This is a genomic window from Cellulosimicrobium sp. Marseille-Q8652 (assembly GCF_965112045.1).
In genome coordinates this window covers 381,016-399,942 of the sequence record NZ_CBCOPS010000002.1, presented here as the reverse complement: position 1 = coordinate 399,942, position 18,927 = coordinate 381,016, and the positions used below count along the sequence as shown (strand labels likewise).

Genomic DNA, 18,927 nt, shown 5'->3' with positions numbered 1-18,927 from the left:
GGGCGGTCGCCGGCTACCCGCCGAGGCCGGCCGTCCCGGTCGCGCGGACCGCGACCTCGCGCGGGGCCGAGCCGTCCCCGACCGGCAGCAGCACCGACAGCAGGCTCGGTGTCCTGTCGCCCTTCTCCCCGCTCGGCGGCCCGGCGCTCGCGAGCACCGACCAGAGCGGGACCAGCCCGTCGGCGCCCTGGTCCACGTCGACGGTGACGCTCGCCGGCGCCTCGTCGGACCCCTTCGGGCGCAGCGACTCGGGCGCGAGCGTGGCCGTGGTGCCCGCGGCGACCGCGACGGACTTCTCGCCGAGGAGCGCGCCGTCGGCGCCGTAGGCGCGCACGACCAGCCCGAGCTCGCCGGAGGCCGCCTCGTTCCCCTCGCCGTCGAGCGGCACGGCCGCGAGCGACAGGCTCGACGACGTGCCTGGGACGAGCGCGACCTGTCCCGCGCGGACCGGCCCCGACGCCGCGTCGGGCTCCACGAGCGGCACCGCGGCGACCCAGGCGCGGTCGTACTGGCGCTCCTCGTGGAGGAGGTCGGGGTCCGGCTCGCCCCGCCGGTCGACCGACCCGCCGGCGACCACCGGGACGTCCGCGTGGACGGCGACGGTGTACCGGCCCGCGGGCAGGCCGCCCAGCGACACGTCCGTCACGACACCCGGCGTGAGCGCGACCTCCTCGACCCCGCGCAGCGGCACGACGCCGTCGGCACCGTGCACGACGACCCGCGCCGTCCCCGGGTCCGGACCGGGGGCGAGCACGCGCAGCCGCGGCGCGTGCGGGTCGTCGACGGCCTCCCCCACGCTCGCGAGCCCGGTCACCGCGAGGTCGTGGGCGGGTTCCGCGCCCGGCACCACGTAGTCGAGCCCGAGAGGGACGAGCCCGTCGAGGGTGGTGTGCTGCAGGTACGCCGAGACGAGGCCGCCGGACGCCTCGACGTGCACGACCAGGCGCCGCTGCTCGGGCGCGGCCGCCTCGACGAGCGTCACGACCTCCTCGCCCGGTCCGACGAGCTGCTGCCCGCCCCCGGCGAGCACCGCCTGGCCGCCCTGGCCCCACACGCTCACCTGCACCGTGGCCGGCGTGAGGCCGGGGTTCTGGAGGACGAGCTGAGCGCTGCTGCCGATCTCGGTGCTGCCGCCGACGAGCCACTGGCTCACCCCCGGGCGGCCGCAGCTCGCCGCGGCGAGGCCGCGCAGGTCGCCGGCGCTCGTCGAGGAGCCCACCGACGCCGCGGAGCGGGGCGGGTCGCCCTCGCCCGGCCGGACCGCGAGAACGGACCCGACGGTCGGGTCCTCCACGGTCGTCGAGACCGGTCCGACGGCGTCCGCGGTGGCGTCCAGCTCGGCGCCCGCGCCGCCGTCGAGCGGCGTGAGCGTCGACGTCGCGACGCCCTGCACCGCGGTGCGCAGCACGCTCGACGTCCCGACCGGCGCCGGCGCGAACTGGGCGTCGCCGACGGCCTCGGGGTCGGTGAGACGTGCCGGGCCGGGACAGACGAGGAGGTCCTGCGCGGGGGCGACCGTCACGTGCTGGACCGGGTCGGCGACCGCCAGCTCGGGCACGCGCTCCGTGAGGGCACCGCCGAACGCCGCGACCGCGCCGACGGCGACGATGCCGACCACTCCCGCACCGGTCCTCGCGAGCCGGCCGAGGACGTGCCGCGGGCCCGTCATCGGGCCACCGGCCGTCGTCGCCGCACCGGGACCGCGAGCAGGACGTACACGAGCAGCACGACGCCCGTGACGGCCAGCCACCCCGTGCGGTGGTCCGCGGCGTGGAAGACCGCGAGGCGCCCGCCGTCCGCGCCGAGCTCGAACGCCTGCAAACCGCCGGTCAGCGCCGGGTCGACCGCGTCGAGCGACCGGCCGTCGAGCGTCGCGCGCCAGCCCGGACCCGCGTTCTCCGCCAGCACGACCGTGCGGTCCGCCGGCCCCGCGGCCACGCGCGCGTCGACCGGTCGCAGGGCGCTCCGGTCGGCGGCGAGCGGCTCGACGGCGCCGTCGGCCGACTCGAGCCGCGCGTACGACGGCTCCACGCCCTCGGGTGCCACCCGCCACGTCACCTCCGACCGTCCCTCCGTCATGCGCTCGAGGCCCGGCACCATGTCGAGCCGCGCGACGAGCTCGGCGCGCTCCTGGTCCACCGGGACCGACGCCGGCACGAGGACGGCGCCGACGCCCAGCCGCGCGAGGCTCGCGGCGGCGTCGTCGGACGTCCCCGCGGTGAGCTCGGCGACGGTCGTGGGCAGGTCCGCCTCGACGACCCCCGGAGCGACCGCCTGGCGCGACCGCACGACGGCGGACGAGTCCACGGCCTGGGGTCCGTCCCCGCGCAGCGCCGCGTACGCGACGACGCCGTCCGCCCCGGGCTCGAGCGTCAGCACGCGCGCCTGGCGCGGGGAGGTCTGCATCTGCCGCCCGACCGGCGGGACGACCGGCTGCGCGGTCGCGCGGACGGCACCGACGCTCGCGTCGGTCCGGTCGAGGACCTGCGTCGTCCACGACGCGGCGGTCCCCAGCGGGAGCAGGGTGACGACGAGCGCGAGCGCGACGACGCTCCCCGTGCGCCACGCGGGCCCGTCCCGGTCCGGGAGCCGCGGCAGACCGGCGAGCGCCGCGCCGAGGAGCGCGAGCAGCGTCAACGACACGCCCGCGCCCGGCCAGCCCGTGACCGTGGCGTCGGCCGCCGGCCCGGGGGCGACGGTCGTGGCGCCCGCGAGGATCCCGACGGCCAGCCCGGCGGCCGCGACGAACCACGCGCCCACGGCGACGCGACGGCCCCGCGCGACGGCGACGACGGCGAGCACGACGACGACGCCGCCCGCGACGAAGGGCGCCCACCGCGCGAGGAGGTCGACGGCGTCCGTCCCGTCCGCGCCGAACCACGGCTGCGGGGCGACGGGGAGCCCGAGCACCTGCTGCCAGCCGGGTGCCACGTCGGAGGCGACGGGCGCCCCGGGGTCGGCGAGCAGGAGCCGCCACCCGCCGTCGGACCACGTGCGGGCCACGTGCACCAGGAACGGCGCGAACACCACGAGCGCGGGGACCGGGACGAGCGCGAGGTAGCGACGGTGGCGGCGCACGCCGAGCGCCGCGACGCCCAGGGCCAGCAGACCCGCCGGCAGGAGGACGGGTGCCCCGGCGACCGCGACCGCGAACGCGAAGCCGGCCGCCGCCGCGGCGGCGAGCGAACCCGGCTCGGGCCGTGCGGAGCGGTGCGGCGCGTCGGGCGTGGGCGGGGCGACGACGTCGACGCGCTGCAGGCCGACGGCACGCACGACGGTCAGCGCGACCCACGGCAGCGCGGCGTGCGCGAGGACGGCCCCCACCCGGCCCGAGCCCACGGCCGCGAGGAGGCTGGGCGCCGCGACCCACACGAGCGTCGCCCACGCGCGCAGCGCCACCGACCGGGTGAGCGTGCCGGCCGCGAACCACGCGCCCAGCCCGGCCACGAGGAAGCAGGCCGGGACGAGGACGTCGACCGCGGCCTGGGCCGACCCCCCGGCGAGGAGCGCCCCGGGGACCAGCACGGAGACGAACGGGTCGGCGGGCGCGGAGGCGCCGAGCTCCGTCGTGACCCAGCCCGTCGTGGCCGCGCGCCACACGTCCCCGAGCGTGCTGCCGGCCGGCAGCACGCCTCCGCCGACGAGCCGGCCCCCCGCCAGGAGCGGGCCCACGAGGGGGCCGAAGACGAGCGCGGTCAGCCCCGCCAGCCCGGCGACCACGACGCCCAGCCCCGCGCGACGGCGCACGGCGAGCGCGCGCAGCTCGCGCCGCTCGATGTCGGTGGGCGCCCACACCGTGCGCCGGAGCTCCGCGCGCGCGAGGCGGCGGTCGCGACGTTCCGCGAGGACCTCGCGCCACGTGCCCCGGAGCGGACGGAGCGTGCTGCGCGGCAGGCGCGCGGTCCCGCGTGCCCGTCGGCGCGCCCGCACGACCGGCCCGACCCGCGCGAGCGCCCAGACCGGCGCCACGACCTCGTCCCGCGCGTGACCGGGCTGCTTGACGAGCAGGCGGTACATCGCGTGGAAGGGGGCCGCGAGCAGCATGGCCAGCACGGCGAGCGGCAGCCACGGCAGGGCGACACCCACGAGGCGCGCGTGCAGGTGCGCCCGCCGCCGCTGGACGTACGACGCGTCCGGGTCGGGCGTCGGCGCGTGCGCGCCGGGCCGACGGGCGGACCGGTCCCGCAGCCCGAGGAGAGACGCCTGCACGTGACGCACGACGGCCGACGGGACGACGACCACCCGGTGCCCGGCGAGCCGGGCGCGTCGGCACAGGTCCAGCCCGTCGCCGAACGGACCCAGCTCGGGGTCCGTCCCGCCCAGCTCCTCCCACACGGTCCGCCGCACGAGCGCGCCCGCGAGGCCGACCGCGAGCACGTCGTCGCGCGCGTCGTGCTGGCCTTGGTCGATCTCGTCGTCGTCGATGCCCGTCATGCGGCGGCCGAGCGGCGTCGTCGTGAAGCCGACCTCGAGGAGGCGCCCCGGGCTCCCGGGTTCGAACGGGTCCGCCGGCTCCGGCTCCGGGCCGGGCAGCCACCGCTCCTGCTTCGGCCCCGCGACGGCGACTGCGCTCGAGTGCTCGACGGCGCGCAGCAGCTCGGCCAGGGCGTCGGGGGCCGGCGCGGAGTCGTCGTGGAGGAGCCAGAGCCACGTGCCGGCGTCGTGGTGCGCGAGGGCGGCGTCCACGGCGTCGCCGAACGAGCGGGCACCGGGCGCCGCGACGAACCGGGCGTCCCCGAGGTGGAGGTCGGGGTGCTGGGCCCCCGGACCCCCGCTCGCGGCGTCGACGACCACGACGGCGTCCGGGCCGCTGGTCTGGGCGCGCACGGCGGCGAGCGTCCGGCGCAGGTACGGCGACCGTCCCCGCGTGACGACCACCGCGGTCACGGACACGACGACGGGCATCGCGCCGGTCACCGTCGCGACGACGTCCGGCGCCGTGACCGGCACCCCCGTCGGGGGCGACGTCGGGAAGGAGGGCTCGCCGTACGGGCGCACCACGGTCCGCGCCGTGCCCGGCTGGGTGGCGCGCGCGCTGCTCGTGAGGTCCGAAGTCATGTCCCGTCGATCATGCGACGAGGACGGCGCGGGACCCGGCATTTGCGCGCCCCGGTGTGGCGGGGGTGTCGCACCCCGCGGGAGAGGTCACGGACGGACGTCCCGACGGCGCTCGACGCCGCCCGTCCCGTCCGGCCCGCAGGCGCCCCGTCAGACGACGCGGCGCTTGAGCTTGCGGCGCTCCCGCTCGGAGAGACCGCCCCAGATGCCGAAGCGCTCGTCGTTCTCGAGCGCGTACTCGAGGCACTCTGCGCGGACCTCGCAGCCCGTGCAGACCTTCTTGGCCTCGCGCGTCGACCCGCCCTTCTCCGGGAAGAAGGCCTCGGGGTCGGTCTGAGCGCACAGCGCGCGCTCCTGCCATCCCATGAGCCCGTCGTCGACCGGCTCGCCGAAGAGAGGCAGCACGGGCGCTACCCGCTCCACCTCACGTCCTGCGTCGGAGGGAAGGTCCCCTCCGGCTCCGTCCAGCATGTTCCACATCGTGCGCCCCTTCATGCCGTTCACGAGAAACTGCATTGAAGAAATTACACGCGTGTCATCCGCGGGCGTCAAGCCGAAATGTGATAACCCCGCGAAGGCCGAGGGGTGAAATCCCGACATGTCCGGACGCATAACACACCGCCTAGGGTGGAGCCATGGTGACCTCTCCCCATGCCGGCGCGGTCGGACCGCGCGCTCCCCAGGGCCGACCCGCGCACGTCGCTGAACTGCTGCGTCTCCTGACCCGCGAGCCGGGCCGTCCCCGCCTCACGTGGTACGGCGACGACGGTGAACGCGTCGAGCTCTCCGGCGCCGTGCTGGAAAACTGGATCAACAAGACGACGAACCTGCTCGTCGAGGAATTCGACGCCGGCCCCGGAACGCGCGTCGTGATCGACCTCCCCGTGCATTGGCGGAGCGTCGTCTGGGCGTTCGCCGTGTGGCGCGTCGGGGCGACGGTCGTGCTGGTGGAGGGAGACCCGGCGACCGGACCGGCCGAGGTGCCCGACGTCGTCGTGACGGCGCGACCCGCGGCGTGGACAGGGTCCACGGCCGAGCTCGTCGCCGTCTCGCTCCCCGCCCTCGCGCGGCGGTTCGACGGCGACCTGCCGCCCGGGGCGCTCGACGCGGCGTCGGCCGTGATGACGTACGGCGACCAGGTCGCCTGGGCCCCCGAGCCGGACCTCGGCCTCCCCGCGGTCGTCGGCGCCGGCACCTGGGAGCACGCGCAGCTCGTCGACCCCCCGGAGCGGGACGGGACGGCGGGCGCGACGGCCGCGGCCGGGCGCCGCGAGCTCGTGCCCGCCGCGGGGCGGTCGCTCGACGACGTCCTGCGGACGGCCCTGCGCGCGTGGGGCTCGGACGGCTCCGTGGTGCTCGCCCGCACCGAGGACCCGTCCCGCCTCGAGCGCATCGCCCGGGACGAGCGCGTCAGCGGCTGACGCGCCAGGGCGAGAGGTCAGGGGCGGCCGAGCGCCCGGTAGGTCCAGCCGGCGGCGCGCCACGCGACCGGGTCGAGGACGTTCCGTCCGTCGAGGATCCGCATCCCCGCGACCTTCTCGGCGAGCTCGGACGGCACGAGGTCGCGGTAGTCCTGCCACTCCGTGAGCAGGAGCACGATCTCGGCGTCCACGACCGCCTCGTCGAGGGACTCGACGAGCTGGAGCTCGGGGTGCAGGCGACGCGCGTTCGGGACCGCCTCGGGGTCCGTCACGCGGACGTCCGCGCCCTGCCGGGCGAGCTGCACCGCCACGTCGAGGGCCGGCGAGTCCCGGACGTCGTCGCTGTTGGGCTTGAACGCCGCCCCGAGCACCGCGACGCGCTTGCCCACGATGGAGCCGTCGAGCACCTCGCGCGCGAGGTCGACCATCCGGACCCGACGACGCGTGTTGATGGCGTCGATCTCCTTGAGGAACGCCACGGCCTGGTCCGCCCCGAGCTCTCCCGCGCGCGCCATGAAGGCGCGGATGTCCTTCGGGAGGCAGCCGCCCCCGAACCCGAGGCCGGCGTTGAGGAACTTGCGACCGATGCGGTCGTCGTAGCCGATCGCGTCGGCGAGGCGCGTGACGTCGGCGCCCGTCTCCTCGCACAGCTCGGCCATCGCGTTGATGAACGAGATCTTCGTCGCGAGGAACGAGTTGGCGGCGACCTTCACCAGCTCCGCGGTCGGGTAGTCCGTCACGACGCGGGGGGTGTGCTCCGACAGCGGGACGGCGTACACCTCGTCGAGCTGTGCGACGGCGCGCTCCCCCGCCTCGGCGCCGGGGACGCCGTAGACGAGCCGGTCCGGGTGGAGCGTGTCCTTGACCGCGAAGCCCTCGCGGAGGAACTCCGGGTTCCACGCGAGGGACACCCCGCGGGCCTCCCGCCCGAGCCGCTCCGCGATGTCCGCGGCCGTGCCGACCGGGACGGTCGACTTGCCGACGACCAGGTCGCCCTCTCGCAGGTGGGGGATCAGGGCGGTGACGGCGCTCTCGACGTACCGCAGGTCGGCGGCGTACTCGCCGCGGCGCTGGGGCGTCCCGACGCAGACGAAGTGGACCTGTGAGCCCGCGACCTCCGCCATGTCCGTGGTGAAGCGGAGGGTCCCGGTGCCGGAGACCTCCGTGAGCAGCTCGGGCAGGCCCGGCTCGAAGAACGGGGCGCGTCCCGCGGCGAGCGCGGCGACCTTCGCCTCGTCGACGTCGACGCCCACCACCTCGTGGCCGAGCTTCGCCATGCACGCCGCGTGCACCGCACCGAGGTAACCGCAACCGATCACTGAGATTTTCACGCCGTGTCCTTCGGGCCGATTTCGCGAGGAGGCTATCCGATGCGGACCCTACGCCCCAATCGCCACGACGTGCCCGACGGGCGCCGGGCGACCGCTAGGCTCGCGTGCCATGCCGTCCGCCCCTCCGCCGGTCCGTCCTGCCGTCCGCGTCGTCTGCGTCGTGTTCAACCCCGGCCCCGAGCTCGAGGCCTTCGCACGGTCCCTGCGCACGGCGACGCGCGAGACGTACGAGCTCGTCCTGGTGAACAACGGCGGTCCCAGCACGGTCGTGCAGGGACTGGTCGACGAGGGCACGGCACGGCTCGTGGAGTCGGGCGGCAACGTCGGCTACGGCCGCGCCGCGAACATCGGCGCCCAGGGCTCCACGTCGCCCTGGCTCGTGGTCGCGAACCCCGACGTCGTCTGGGAGCCCGGGTCCCTGGACGCCCTGCTCGACGCCGCCACGCGCCATCCGGCGGCCGGCTCGCTCGGGCCGCGGATCCTCAACGAGGACGGGACGGTGTACCCGTCGGCGCGGGCGGTCCCCTCGCTGTGGCTCGGGGCCGGCCACGCGCTCCTGGTCCGGGTCTGGCCCTCGAACCCGCTCTCGCGTCGCTACCGCCGCGAGAACCCGCAGGACCCGGGCGCCGAGCGCGCCGTCGGCTGGCTCTCGGGCGCGCTGCTCCTGCTGCGCCGGGAGGCGTTCGAGGCCGTCTCCGGCTTCGACAGCGGCTACTTCATGTTCTTCGAGGACCTCGACCTCGGCGAGCGGCTCGGCCGCGCGGGGTGGGAGAACGTCGTCGTCCCCTCGGCCACCGTGACGCACATCCAGGGCGCGTCCTGGAAGCGGACGCCGGAGCCGATGATCCGCGCCCACCACGCGAGCGCTCGACGGTACGTGCGGCGTCGCTACCGCCGCTGGTTCGAGGCCCCGGTGCGCTGGGCGGCGGTCCTCGGCCTGCGGGTGCGCGAGCGGGTGGAGGTCGCGGGGTCGCGGCGGGCGGCGCGGTCCTGAGCGACGCGGGGTGCGGCACAATGGCGACCATGCGTGGAATCATCCTGGCCGGCGGCTCCGGCACCCGACTGCACCCCATCACCCTCGGGGTGAGCAAGCAGCTCGTCCCGGTGTACGACAAGCCGATGATCTACTACCCGCTGTCCACGCTGATCCTCGCGGGCGTCCGCGACATCCTCGTCATCACCACCCCGCACGACGCCGAGCAGTTCCGGCGCCTGCTCGGTGACGGGTCGCAGTTCGGCGTCTCGATCAGCTACACCGTCCAGGCCGAGCCCAACGGCCTCGCCCAGGCCTTCGTCCTCGGCGCCGACTTCATCGGCGACGACTCCGCCGCCCTGGTGCTCGGCGACAACATCTTCTACGGCCCCGGCCTGGGCTCCCAGCTCACGCGGTTCGAGGACATCGACGGCGGCGCCGTCTTCGCCTACCGGGTCTCGGACCCGACCGCGTACGGCGTGGTCGAGTTCGACGCCGACGGCCGCGCGCTGTCGCTCGAGGAGAAGCCCGCCCACCCGCGCTCCAGCTACGCCGTGCCGGGCCTGTACTTCTACGACAACGACGTCGTCGCGATCGCGCGCGACCTCGAGCCGTCCGCGCGCGGCGAGTACGAGATCACGGACGTCAACCGCGAGTACCTGCGCCAGGGCCGCCTCCAGGTCGAGGTCCTGCCCCGCGGCACGGCCTGGCTCGACACCGGCACGTTCGACTCGCTGCTCGAGGCCTCCGACTTCGTGCGCACCATCGAGAACCGTCAGGGTCTGAAGATCGGGTCGCCCGAGGAGGTCGCCTGGCGTCGCGGCTTCCTCACCGACGACGAGCTCCGCGAGCGCGGCGAGGCCCTCGTGAAGTCGGGCTACGGCTCCTACCTCGTGAGCCTCCTCGACGCGTAGCCGTATCGCGGCGCCGCGCACCCGGGCGCCGGCGGACCGCACCGTACTGTGGGCCCGTGACGTCTGAGGAGCCCGTGGCCGAGCAGGACGAGGCCCGCCCGACCAGTGCCCGAGCCCGGTGGGTCCGCCTCGCGGGCCGGCTCGTCGCCGTCGTCGCCGTCGCGCTGTGCGTGTGGACGGTCGTCACCCAGTGGGACCGCATCGAGGGGGACCTGCGGTCGGCCGACGTGACGCTCCTCGTCGTCGCCCTCGTGGTCAGCGCCCTCGCGGGCCTCGTGCTGGCCGTCGCGTGGTCGTACTGCCTGCGGATCGTCGGCCACGGCCGCACCCTGGCCGACGTCCTCGCCTGGTACTTCGGGGGCGAGATCGGCAAGTACCTGCCCGGAGGGATCTGGGCGATCGTCGGGCGCGGCGAGCTGTCGGTGCGCGGCGGCATCGACCGGCGGACCAGCTACGCCTCGACGCTCCTGTCCCTCGGCGCGATCGTGGTCTCCGGCGGCTGGTTCTGCGGTGTCGTCGGCCCGCTCGCCGTCGGTCTGGGCGACGCACCGGCCTGGGTGGCGTGGTTCGCCCTCGCCCTCCCCGTGGGAGCGGCCCTGCTCCACCCGCGGGTCGTCGGGCTCGGGCTGCGCCTGATGCACGTCGCGCTGCGCGGGGACCGGATGCTCACCGTGCCGGGCTGGGGGGCGATGTGCCGGCTGACCCTGCTCACCCTCCCGTCGTGGCTCTTCGTCGGCGGCGCCGCGGTCCTCGTCACGGCGTCGCTGGGGTACGGGCAGTCCCCCGCGGCCGTCGCGATGGCCGCCGTCGCGGCGTGGACGGTGGGGATCGTCGCGGTCCCCGTGCCCGCCGGCGCGGGGCTGCGCGAGATCGTCTTCGCCGCCCTGTGCGGCCTCGGCGCGGCACCCGGTGTGATCGTTGCCACGGTCTCCCGGCTGCTCTATGTTCTCGTGGACGGCGCTGCCGCCCTGGTGGCGTTCTCGTATCTTCGTCGTCGGGGTCGTCCGGCGACCGTCGAGGAGCAGACCTGATGAGAGACACCGTCCTCCGCATGTCGAAGAGCGCCTACGTGTCCGGCATGAAGACGCTCGGGACGGGGCTGCGAGCCCTCCACGTCCTCGACGACGCGCCCCCGCCCCGCTCCGCGCGCACCAAGCACTGGTTCTACAGCCTCACGCGCGTGTACGACCCGCAGGCGATGATCCAGATGGACGTCCCCTGGTGGACGTACGACGCGATCGACGCGGTGGAGGCCTGGCTCCGGGGCCGCGAGCAGGCGAGGATCTTCGAGTACGGTTCCGGCGCGAGCTCGCTCTGGCTCGCGCGCCGCGCGGGCGAGGTGCACTCCGTGGAGCACCACGAGGGCTTCTACGAGTACATGCGCCCGTCCTTCGAGGCGCAGGCGAACCTCAGCGTCGAGCTCGTCGAGCCGGAGGTGTCCGACCACCCCGCCGTGCCGTCCCAGAAGGAGGGCCAGTCCGGGCTGGACTTCGCCGACTACGTCGCCGCGATCGACCGCGCCGGGGGCACGTTCGACCTCGTCGTGGTCGACGGCCGCGCGCGCGGCGCGAGCCTCGAGCGCGCCGTGAGCCGTCTCGCCCCGGACGGGCTCGTGGTGTTCGACAACAGCCGTCGGGCCCGGTACCGGTCGGCGATCGAGGCCAGCGGGCTGCGCGAGACCCGGTGCACCGGCCTCACGCCGACCCTCCCCTACGGCGAGCAGACGTCGCTCCTCACCCCTGCCTGATCAGGCCGTGCCGAGCACCGTGGGCGCGGCGAGCGCCCACCGCTCCTCCCACGACCCGATCGGCTCGACGCCGGCGGCACGCAGCGCGTCGTGCCCCAGCACGGAGTAGGCCGGGCGGGGCGCCGGACGGACGAAGCCCTCGCTCGTCGTCGGGACGACGCGCGCCCCGCCGCCCGCCGACGCCACGACGTGCCGGGCGAACTCGAACCACGACGCGGCACCCGAGGACGTGCCGTGGTAGGTCCCGCTCGGCGCCTGCGCCGCGACCAGGCGCACCACGAGGTCGGCCAGGTCGACGGTCCAGGTCGGCTGACCGACCTGGTCGTCGACGACCGTCAGCTCGTCGCGCTCCCCCGCGAGCCGGGCCATCGTCCTGGGGAAGCACGCGCCGTGCGCCCCGTAGAGCCACGCGGTCCGCACGACGAGATGGTCCGGGGCCTCGGCCCGGACGGCCCACTCCCCCGCCGCCTTCGTGCGGCCGTAGGCGGAGCGGGGCGCGGGCGGGGCGTCCTCCGCGTAGGGGGTGGAGGCGCGACCGTCGAACACGTAGTCGGTCGAGACGTGCACGACCCGTGCGCCCGCACGGGCGGCCCCCCGTGCGACGTTCGCGGCGCCCGTGCCGTTCACCGCGAAGGCGGCCTGCTCCTGCGACTCGGCGTCGTCCACCGCGGTCCAGGCGGCGCAGTTGACGACCACGTCGAAGCCTCGGGCCGCCGCGGCTGTCGCGCTCGGGTCGGTGACGTCCAGGGAGCGGCGGTCGACCGGTACGACCTCGTCCCCCGAGGCCGCGACGGCCGCCACGACGTCCTGCCCCAGCATGCCGCCCGCCCCGACCACGAGCCATCGGCGTGCGGTGGGGGCGGAGCCCGTCCGCGGGGTCCCGTGGTCCTTCGTCTCGTCCACGACGCTCCGTCCCTGGAAGTGACCGCGCAGGGCGGTCGATGTGCGACGGCATGCCCGCCCGCGTCGTGCGGGAGGCCGCGCCGTGCGCCCGGTCGGGCACCGTAAGATCCTAGAGCCCGCCGCACGACGTCCGCGGCGAGCCCGTCGCGCCGTCCGAAGAGGAGCACCCCCGATGCAGTTCCGCGAGCTCGCCGTCCCCGGTGCGTGGGAGATCACGCCGAAGCAGCACGGCGACCCGCGCGGGGTGTTCCTCGAGTGGTTCAAGGCGGGGCCGTTCGCCGACGCGGTGGGGCACCCGCTCGACCTGCAGCAGGCCAACTGCTCGGTCTCCGCCGCCGGCGTCCTGCGCGGGATCCACTTCGCCGACGTCCCGCCCGGTCAGGCCAAGTACGTCACGTGCGCGCGGGGCGCCGTGCTCGACGTCGTCGTGGACGTCCGCGTCGGGTCGCCCACGTTCGGGGCCTGGGACTCCGTCCTGCTGGACGACGTGGACCGTCGCGCCATCTACCTGGGCGAAGGCCTCGGGCACGCCTTCCTGTCGCTCGAGGACGACTCGACGGTCCTGTACCTGTGCTCGACCGGCTACGCGCCGGGCCGTGAGCACGGCATCCACCCGCTCGACCCGGCGGTCGGCATCGAGTGGCCGACGACGGCGCGCGACGGCTCGCCGCTGGTCCCGCAGCTGTCCGAGAAGGACGAGGCCGCGCCCGGGCTGCACGAGGCGGCCGCGCAGGGCCTGCTCCCGACCGCCGCCGCCGTCGAGGAGTTCATCGCCTCCCTGCGCGCCTGATCGCGGCCTCGTACGCCTCGACGTGGACGCCGGCCGCGGCGGCCCACGTGAACTCCTGCGCGCGGACGGCCGCGGCCTCCGCGAGCCGCGTCCGGCGTGCGGGGTCGCGCAGCAACGAGGACAGCTCGCGGCCGATGGACTCGTCGTCGGTCCCGCAGTACGCGACCGCGTCCCCGCCCACCTCGGGCAAGGACAGCTCGCGCGTCGTGAGGACGGTGGCCCGGCAGGCCATGGCCTCGAGGACGGGCAGGCCGAACCCCTCGCCGAGGCTCGGGTAGGCGAGCACGCTCGCCCCGCCCAGGAAGCCCGGCAGGTCGTCGAGCGGGAGGTACCCCGGCCGGCGCACCGTCAGGTGCTCCGGGACGCGCGCCACCTCGGCGTCGATCCGGTCGTCCCACCCGCGCCCGCCCGCGAGGACGAGAGCCGGCGGGTCCGCGAGACCGTCGCACGCCTCGACCCACCCCCGGACCAGGGCAGGGACGTTCTTGCGGGGCTCGAGCGTCCCGAGGAAGCCGACGTACGGCGCGTCCCCGACGTCGAGCGTGGCGCGGACGCGCTCGTGCTCGGCGGTGCTCGTCGGGTGGAACCGTCCGTGGTCCACGCCGTGGTAGGCGACGAAGAACTTCCCGGCGTCCGCACCGACGAGCCGGACGACCTCGTCCCGCGTGGCGCGGGACGGGACGACGAGCGCGTCGGCACGACGGGACGCGACCTTGATCGCGTTGCGGAAGAAGACGGCCTTGGAGCGCAGGTGCAGCTCCGGCGTCGTGAAGAACGTCGCGTCGTGGAGCGTGACCACCGTCGGGGCGCCCGTGACGAGCGGGAGCGTGTAGTGCGGCGAGTGCACGACGTCCGGGCGGACCGAGCGCACGAGCGCCGGCAGGCCGGACTGCTCCCAGGCTATGCGGGCCGCGCGCCGCGCGACGGCGGACGGCGCCGGCACGAGGTCCGCGGCGGGCGCGACGCGCGCGAAGAGCTCGACGTCGCGCTGCTGCACGGCGAGCACGAGGTCGACCCCGGCGGCGACGAGCTCGGGGACGAGCTCGTCGACGTAGCGACCGACGCCGCCCCGATCCGCCGGCACCGCCGTCGCGTCTAGCAGAACCCGCACGTGCACTCCTCTCGACCGGGCCCCGACCCTAGCAACCCGGGCGCGGGACGACCGGCCGCGACCCCGCGCAGACCCGACGAATCGCCGGGGCCGGGGACATGTCCGGGCGGCTCCCCGCGCACCGGTAGACTTGCCGGAGCCAAATCGCCGTCCTGTGAGTGTGAGATGAAGGTATTCGTCCAGATCCCGTGCCTCAACGAGGAGACGACGCTCGGCTCCGTCCTCGCGTCGATCCCTCGGGAGATCGACGGGGTCGACGAGATCCACGTCCTCGTCATCGACGACGGCTCGAGCGACCGCACGGTCGAGGTCGCGCGCGCCCACGGCGTCGTGCACTTCGTGCGCCACACGCGGAACATGGGGCTCGCGCGCTCGTTCCGCGACGGCGTCGACTACGCGCTCAAGCACGGCGCCGACATCGTCGTCAACACCGACGGTGACAACCAGTACCCGCAGGAGCGCATCGGGGACCTCGTGGCGCCCGTCGTGCGCGGCGAGGCCGACATCGCGATCGGCGACCGCCAGACGGCGACGATCGCGCACTTCTCCCCGTTCAAGAAGGCCATGCAGCGCGTGGGCAGCGAGGTCGTCAACTTCGCCGCCGGGACCGACCTCCCCGACGCGGCGAGCGGCTTCCGCGCCTACTCGCGCGCGGCGCTCATCCGCCTCAACGTCGTCACGCAGTTCAGCTACTGCATGGAGACGATCATCCAGGCGGGCAACAAGCGGCTGCGGATCGCCAGCGTGCCCATCACCACCAACGCGAAGACCCGCGAGTCGCGGCTCTTCAAGAACATCGGGCAGCACATGATGAAGTCCGGCCAGGCGATCGCGCGCAGCTACATCATGTTCAAGCCGCACACCGTCTTCGTGACGCTCGGGGCGGTCTTCCTCGTCGCCGCGCTCATCCCGTTCGTGCGGTTCCTCGTGCTGTGGATCGCGGGCAGCGCGGGCGGGCACGTCCAGTCGTTGATCTTCGGCACCGCGATGCTCGTGGGATCGCTCCTGTGCTTCGCCCTGCTCGTCATCGCCGACCTCCTCAAGACGAACAGGACGCTCGCGGAGGACACCCTCGAGCGCATCAAGGAGATCCAGTACGCCCGTGACCGCCAGGTCGCGCCCGGCGTCGACGGCATCCCGGCCGCTCCCCAGGGCGCGGCCGGCGTGCCCGTCCTCGAGGCGGACGCCGAGGAGCTGCTGCTCGGCGAGCACACCTCGCCGTCGGTCCGGTGACCGGGACCGGCTCGCCGTCCCCACCCTCCGCAGGCACGCACCACCGGCGCGCGCACGTGCCGCGCCCAGCCCGACACGACCCCTCCGCACGACCGGCGTCCCGCCGGCTCGACCAGACCTGAGGTGCACGCAGTGCTGAAGAAGCTGAAGAAGTTCGCGAAGGACGCGCTCGCCGTGCCCGCGGTACGCCGGACCTACGAGAAGACGACCCTCGGCGTCCTGCAGGTGTTCGGCAGCAACCGCGTGACGGCGACCCTCTACTCCGTCCCCGGGCTCGGCACGTTCAACCGCGAGCAGTACGGCATCCTCGCGGGACGCCGGGCCTACTACCGCAACCTCAGCCGTGCCCGGCGCTCGCACGTCGAGCTGCGCCGCAACGTGCACCGGCTCGAGAAGGGCATCCTCATGGAGCCGCGCCGCGACGTGTTCGCGCGCGACTACGTCGAGGAGACCGTCGCGTTCTACGCGCAGGCCGTGCAGGGCCGCGCGGGCGGCACCGGGATCGACGACGTCGAGCTCCAGTGGGCGCACGCCGTCCTCTCGGAGTACTTCTCCATCGTCCGTCACGGCGAGCCCGCCATCGACCGCGCACGCCAGGTGTTCGAGGCCCAGCCGGTCCCCGAGGACGTCGTCGTCGACCGTCCGCTCTTCCCGTACCCGCACGCGGACATCAAGCGCAGCGACGTCTCCTACGACGACCTCCTCGCGCTCGCGAACCAGCGGCGCTCGGTGCGCTGGTTCGAGGACCGGCCCGTGCCCCGCGAGCTGGTCGACAAGGCGCTGCTCGTGGGCCGCGAGGCACCGACCGCGTGCAACCGGCTGCCGTACGAGTTCCTCGTCTTCGACGACCCGGAGGCCGTGCAGAAGGTCGCCTCGATCCCGTTCGGCGCCGGTGGGTACGGGCACCAGATCCCGACGGTGATCGTCGTCAAGGGCCGGTTCGACAGCTACTTCTCCCCCCGCGACCGCCACGTGCCGTACGTGGACGCGTCGCTCGCGGCCATGGGCTTCATGCTCGCCCTCGAGACGCTCGGCCTGGCGTCGAGCGTCATCAACTGGCCCGACTTCGAGCCCCTCGAGATGAAGATGCAGAAGGTCCTCGGGCTGGAGCCGTACGAGCGGGTCGTCTTCCTCATCGCGGTCGGGTTCCCGCGCTCCGACGCCCTCGTCGCGTCGTCACCGAAGAAGTCGTTGGACGTGATGCGTTCGTTCAATGCCCTCGCGGAGTAACCGCGTGGCGGACGCGCGTCCGCGTCGTCGTCGGCTGCTGCGGTTCGCGCTCGCGACCGTCGTCGTCCTCGTCGTCGGGTACTTCTTCGGGCGGTCGCTCGCCGCGAACCTGGACGCGGTCCAGGACATCGCCTTCACGGTCGACGGCTGGATCGTCGCGTCGGTCGTCCTCTTCGCGCTCGCCGTCGTGCTCTCGGGCCTGCTGTGGGGCGCCATGACCGCCGAGCTCTCGGGCCGCCCGGTGCCCGCGCTCGAGGCCGTCCGCGTGCACTCGCTGTCGTGGCTGCTGAAGTACGTCCCGGGGCAGGTCGGCTCGGTGGTCAACAAGATCTCGTGGGCCGCGACGGCCGGGATCTCCCGGACGCTCGTCACGCTCACGTTCGTCTACGAGAACGTCTTCCTCCTCGTCGGCTCGCTCGTGCCGCCGACCGTCGTGCTCCTCGCGATGGGGACGTTCGACGTGAGCGGCAACGGGATGCTCGTCGTCGCGCTCGTCTCCCTGGTCCCGCTCCTCGCCCTGACGAACCGCCGGTTCTTCCGCTGGATCTCGAACCTGCTGGCCCGGCGCACCCTCCGCCGCGAGATCCCCCACGAGTACTTCCTCAGCTCCGGTCAGTCGCTGCGCTACCAGGCCCTGTACCTCCTGCCGCGCGCGCTCAACGGCGCCGGGCTGGTCGCGATCGCCATCTCGATGGTCGGCCCGCCGGCGTCCACCTACCTGCCCCTCGCGTCCGCCTACGTCATCGCGGGCGCGGTCGGCATCCTCGCGGTGTTCGTCCCGAGCGGCATCGGCGTCCGCGAGTCGGTGTTCGTGCTCCTCGCCACGCCGTACATCCCCGTCGAGCAGGCCATCGTCCTCTCGATCGCGGCGCGTCTGCTCGCCACGCTCTCCGACCTCGTGGTCGCCGCCGTCTACCTCGCGCTCCGAGCGCTCTCCAACAGAAAGGGATCCCCCGCATGAGGATCGCGATCATCGGCTCCGCCTTCTCCGGGAACAAGGGCGCGTCCGCCATGCTGGAGAGCTCCGTGCAGCATCTCAGCGCGCGCGACGAGGACGCCCGGTTCGTCCTCCTGAGCATGTACCCGGACTCGGACCGCCGCCTGAACCCCTTCCGGAACCTGCAGGTCCTGCGGGCGGACCCGATCCGGCTGGGCGTCCTCATCAACGGCGCGGCGCTCCTGCACCGGCTGCTGCCACCGCTGCGCGGGGCCATCCGGGCGCGCGTCCCGGAGGTGCGCGCGCTCGCGGAGAGCGACGTGCTCCTCGACGAGGGTGGCATCACGTTCGTCGACGGCCGCGGCAAGTTCCTCGTCTACAACGTCGCGAGCATCCTGCCCGCCCTCCTCGTCGGCACCCCCGTGGTCAAGGTGGCCCAGGCCATGGGTCCCTTCGAGGAGCCGCTGAACCGCGCCGCCGCGAAGGCGCTCCTCCCCCGGGTGGCGGCCATCGTCTCGCGCGGCGCCATCACGCACGAGCACCTCCTCGGCCTGGGTCTGCGCAACGTCCACGCGGGCGCCGACCTCGCGTTCACCCTCCAGGTGGGCGAGGAGGACGTCCGCGCCGCCGAGGCCGCGGCCGACACCTCGTTCTTCGAGAGCGGCGACGTCGTCGGGTTCTCCCCGAGCGCCGTCCTCGCCAAGGCGGCCGCCGGGCGCGGCGAGGACTACGTCACCGAGGTGGTCGGGCAGATCGACCACATCACGCAGACCCTCGGGCGCAAGGTCTTCCTCGTCGCGCACAGCGCGCGCTCGCACACGGACAAGGCCCACAACAACGACCTGCCGCTGTGCCGGGAGATCGCCGCACGCGTCGCCTCACCGGACAAGGTGCTCTTCGTCGACGACGAGCTGAGCTCGCAGTCCCTGAGGCACCTCATCTCGCTCTGCGACGTCTTCGTCGCGTCGCGCTTCCACGCCATGGTGTCGTCCCTCGCGACCACGGTGCCCACCCTCGTCGTGGGCTGGAGCCACAAGTACCGCGAGGTGCTCGACATGTTCGGCCAGTCGCGCTTCGCGGTCGGACACCAGGAGCTCACCGACGAGACCTTCCGGACGCTGCTGGACGACCTGGTCGCGCACCGGGCCGAGCTCCACGAGGAGATCGCCGAGGCGCTCGTCACCGTGCAGGCGAAGGCTCTCGAGCAGGTCGGGATCATCGAGGACGTCGCGCGCTCCCGCCGCTGAGGTACCGGTCGCCCCCGGCACGCGCAGGTCAC

At 74.5% G+C, this 18,927-nt stretch carries 16 protein-coding genes; 10 read left to right on the top strand and 6 right to left on the bottom strand.

Annotated features, from left to right (window positions below; translation table 11 throughout):
• Positions 1 to 13 precede the first annotated feature (13 nt).
• From ACWPWV_RS11735 to ACWPWV_RS11725, 3 genes are all read right to left on the bottom strand, one after another.
• Positions 14 to 1,669, bottom strand: a complete 1,656-nt coding sequence (locus ACWPWV_RS11735) for a DUF5719 family protein (RefSeq protein WP_454043165.1) — start codon at positions 1,667 to 1,669, stop codon at positions 14 to 16.
• The gene (locus tag ACWPWV_RS11730) at positions 1,666 to 5,058 is read right to left on the bottom strand and encodes a glycosyltransferase family 2 protein (protein WP_454043164.1); all 3,393 of its coding nucleotides are present in this window, start codon (positions 5,056 to 5,058) and stop codon (positions 1,666 to 1,668) included. The genes ACWPWV_RS11735 and ACWPWV_RS11730 overlap by 4 nt, the downstream gene beginning before the upstream one ends.
• Positions 5,059 to 5,208: 150 nt before the next feature.
• Complete coding sequence (locus tag ACWPWV_RS11725; protein WP_454044527.1) at positions 5,209 to 5,538, bottom strand: WhiB family transcriptional regulator; 330 nt, start codon at positions 5,536 to 5,538, stop codon at positions 5,209 to 5,211.
• A gap of 155 nt (positions 5,539 to 5,693) precedes the next feature.
• On the opposite strand from ACWPWV_RS11725, the gene ACWPWV_RS11720 reads away from it, so the two are divergent.
• Positions 5,694 to 6,479, top strand: a complete 786-nt coding sequence (locus tag ACWPWV_RS11720; RefSeq protein ID WP_454043163.1) for a TIGR03089 family protein — start codon at positions 5,694 to 5,696, stop codon at positions 6,477 to 6,479.
• Positions 6,480 to 6,496: 17 nt separating this feature from the next.
• Here ACWPWV_RS11720 and ACWPWV_RS11715 read toward each other — a convergent pair whose 3' ends face one another.
• Positions 6,497 to 7,810 carry a UDP-glucose dehydrogenase family protein gene (locus tag ACWPWV_RS11715; RefSeq protein WP_454043162.1) on the bottom strand — a complete coding sequence of 438 codons (1,314 nt, stop codon included), beginning with the start codon at positions 7,808 to 7,810 and terminating at the stop codon, positions 6,497 to 6,499.
• A gap of 109 nt (positions 7,811 to 7,919) precedes the next feature.
• On the opposite strand from ACWPWV_RS11715, the gene ACWPWV_RS11710 reads away from it, so the two are divergent.
• The 4 genes from ACWPWV_RS11710 to ACWPWV_RS11695 are packed head-to-tail and all read left to right on the top strand — an operon-like array spanning position 7,920 to position 11,444.
• Positions 7,920 to 8,804, top strand: coding sequence for a glycosyltransferase family 2 protein (locus ACWPWV_RS11710; RefSeq protein WP_454043161.1), 885 nt, complete (start codon positions 7,920 to 7,922; stop codon positions 8,802 to 8,804).
• 29 nt (positions 8,805 to 8,833) lie between these two features.
• Entirely contained in the window at positions 8,834 to 9,697 is an 864-nt protein-coding gene (rfbA, locus tag ACWPWV_RS11705) for a glucose-1-phosphate thymidylyltransferase RfbA (RefSeq protein ID WP_454043160.1), read from the top strand.
• Positions 9,698 to 9,753: 56 nt separating this feature from the next.
• The gene (locus ACWPWV_RS11700) at positions 9,754 to 10,728 is read left to right on the top strand and encodes a lysylphosphatidylglycerol synthase domain-containing protein (RefSeq protein ID WP_454043159.1); all 975 of its coding nucleotides are present in this window, start codon (positions 9,754 to 9,756) and stop codon (positions 10,726 to 10,728) included.
• Positions 10,728 to 11,444, top strand: coding sequence for a class I SAM-dependent methyltransferase (locus ACWPWV_RS11695; RefSeq protein ID WP_454043158.1), 717 nt, complete (start codon positions 10,728 to 10,730; stop codon positions 11,442 to 11,444). The genes ACWPWV_RS11700 and ACWPWV_RS11695 overlap by 1 nt, the downstream gene beginning before the upstream one ends.
• Here ACWPWV_RS11695 and rfbD read toward each other — a convergent pair whose 3' ends face one another.
• Entirely contained in the window at positions 11,445 to 12,347 is a 903-nt protein-coding gene (gene rfbD, locus ACWPWV_RS11690) for a dTDP-4-dehydrorhamnose reductase (protein WP_454043157.1), read from the bottom strand.
• A gap of 172 nt (positions 12,348 to 12,519) precedes the next feature.
• Here rfbD and ACWPWV_RS11685 point away from each other — a divergent pair, with 172 nt between their 5' ends.
• A complete protein-coding gene (locus tag ACWPWV_RS11685; RefSeq protein ID WP_454043156.1) occupies positions 12,520 to 13,137 on the top strand; it encodes a dTDP-4-dehydrorhamnose 3,5-epimerase family protein in 618 nt (205 codons plus the stop codon).
• Here ACWPWV_RS11685 and ACWPWV_RS11680 read toward each other — a convergent pair.
• Positions 13,115 to 14,248, bottom strand: a complete 1,134-nt coding sequence (locus tag ACWPWV_RS11680; RefSeq protein WP_454043155.1) for a glycosyltransferase family 4 protein — start codon at positions 14,246 to 14,248, stop codon at positions 13,115 to 13,117. The two genes, ACWPWV_RS11685 and ACWPWV_RS11680, sit on opposite strands and share 23 nt — an antisense overlap.
• 165 nt (positions 14,249 to 14,413) lie before the next feature.
• Between ACWPWV_RS11680 and ACWPWV_RS11675 the strand changes: the two genes are divergently transcribed.
• The 4 genes from ACWPWV_RS11675 (at position 14,414) to ACWPWV_RS11660 (ending at position 18,895) form a co-directional block, all read left to right on the top strand.
• Positions 14,414 to 15,481 (top strand): glycosyltransferase family 2 protein, encoded by a 1,068-nt coding sequence (locus tag ACWPWV_RS11675; RefSeq protein ID WP_454043154.1) that lies wholly within the window; start codon positions 14,414 to 14,416, stop codon positions 15,479 to 15,481.
• 132 nt (positions 15,482 to 15,613) lie between these two features.
• Positions 15,614 to 16,711 carry a nitroreductase family protein gene (locus ACWPWV_RS11670; protein ID WP_454043153.1) on the top strand — a complete coding sequence of 366 codons (1,098 nt, stop codon included), beginning with the start codon at positions 15,614 to 15,616 and terminating at the stop codon, positions 16,709 to 16,711.
• A gap of 4 nt (positions 16,712 to 16,715) precedes the next feature.
• Positions 16,716 to 17,672, top strand: a complete 957-nt coding sequence (locus tag ACWPWV_RS11665; protein WP_454043152.1) for a lysylphosphatidylglycerol synthase domain-containing protein — start codon at positions 16,716 to 16,718, stop codon at positions 17,670 to 17,672.
• Positions 17,669 to 18,895 (top strand): polysaccharide pyruvyl transferase family protein, encoded by a 1,227-nt coding sequence (locus tag ACWPWV_RS11660; protein ID WP_454043151.1) that lies wholly within the window; start codon positions 17,669 to 17,671, stop codon positions 18,893 to 18,895. Before ACWPWV_RS11665 ends, ACWPWV_RS11660 begins: the two co-directional genes overlap by 4 nt.
• Positions 18,896 to 18,927: the final 32 nt, after the last annotated feature.

Bases quoted from the DNA above. Each gene is read 5' to 3' on its own strand.
- ACWPWV_RS11735 (WP_454043165.1), bottom strand. From the start codon at position 1,669: ATGACGGGCCCGCGGCACGTCCTCGGCCGGCTCGCGAGGACCGGTGCG.
- ACWPWV_RS11730 (WP_454043164.1), bottom strand. From the start codon at position 5,058: ATGACTTCGGACCTCACGAGCAGCGCGCGCGCCACCCAGCCGGGCACG.
- ACWPWV_RS11725 (WP_454044527.1), bottom strand. From the start codon at position 5,538: ATGTGGAACATGCTGGACGGAGCCGGAGGGGACCTTCCCTCCGACGCA.
- ACWPWV_RS11720 (WP_454043163.1), top strand. From the start codon at position 5,694: ATGGTGACCTCTCCCCATGCCGGCGCGGTCGGACCGCGCGCTCCCCAG.
- ACWPWV_RS11710 (WP_454043161.1), top strand. From the start codon at position 7,920: ATGCCGTCCGCCCCTCCGCCGGTCCGTCCTGCCGTCCGCGTCGTCTGC.
- rfbA (WP_454043160.1), top strand. From the start codon at position 8,834: ATGCGTGGAATCATCCTGGCCGGCGGCTCCGGCACCCGACTGCACCCC.
- ACWPWV_RS11695 (WP_454043158.1), top strand. From the start codon at position 10,728: ATGAGAGACACCGTCCTCCGCATGTCGAAGAGCGCCTACGTGTCCGGC.
- ACWPWV_RS11685 (WP_454043156.1), top strand. From the start codon at position 12,520: ATGCAGTTCCGCGAGCTCGCCGTCCCCGGTGCGTGGGAGATCACGCCG.
- ACWPWV_RS11675 (WP_454043154.1), top strand. From the start codon at position 14,414: ATGAAGGTATTCGTCCAGATCCCGTGCCTCAACGAGGAGACGACGCTC.
- ACWPWV_RS11660 (WP_454043151.1), top strand. From the start codon at position 17,669: ATGAGGATCGCGATCATCGGCTCCGCCTTCTCCGGGAACAAGGGCGCG.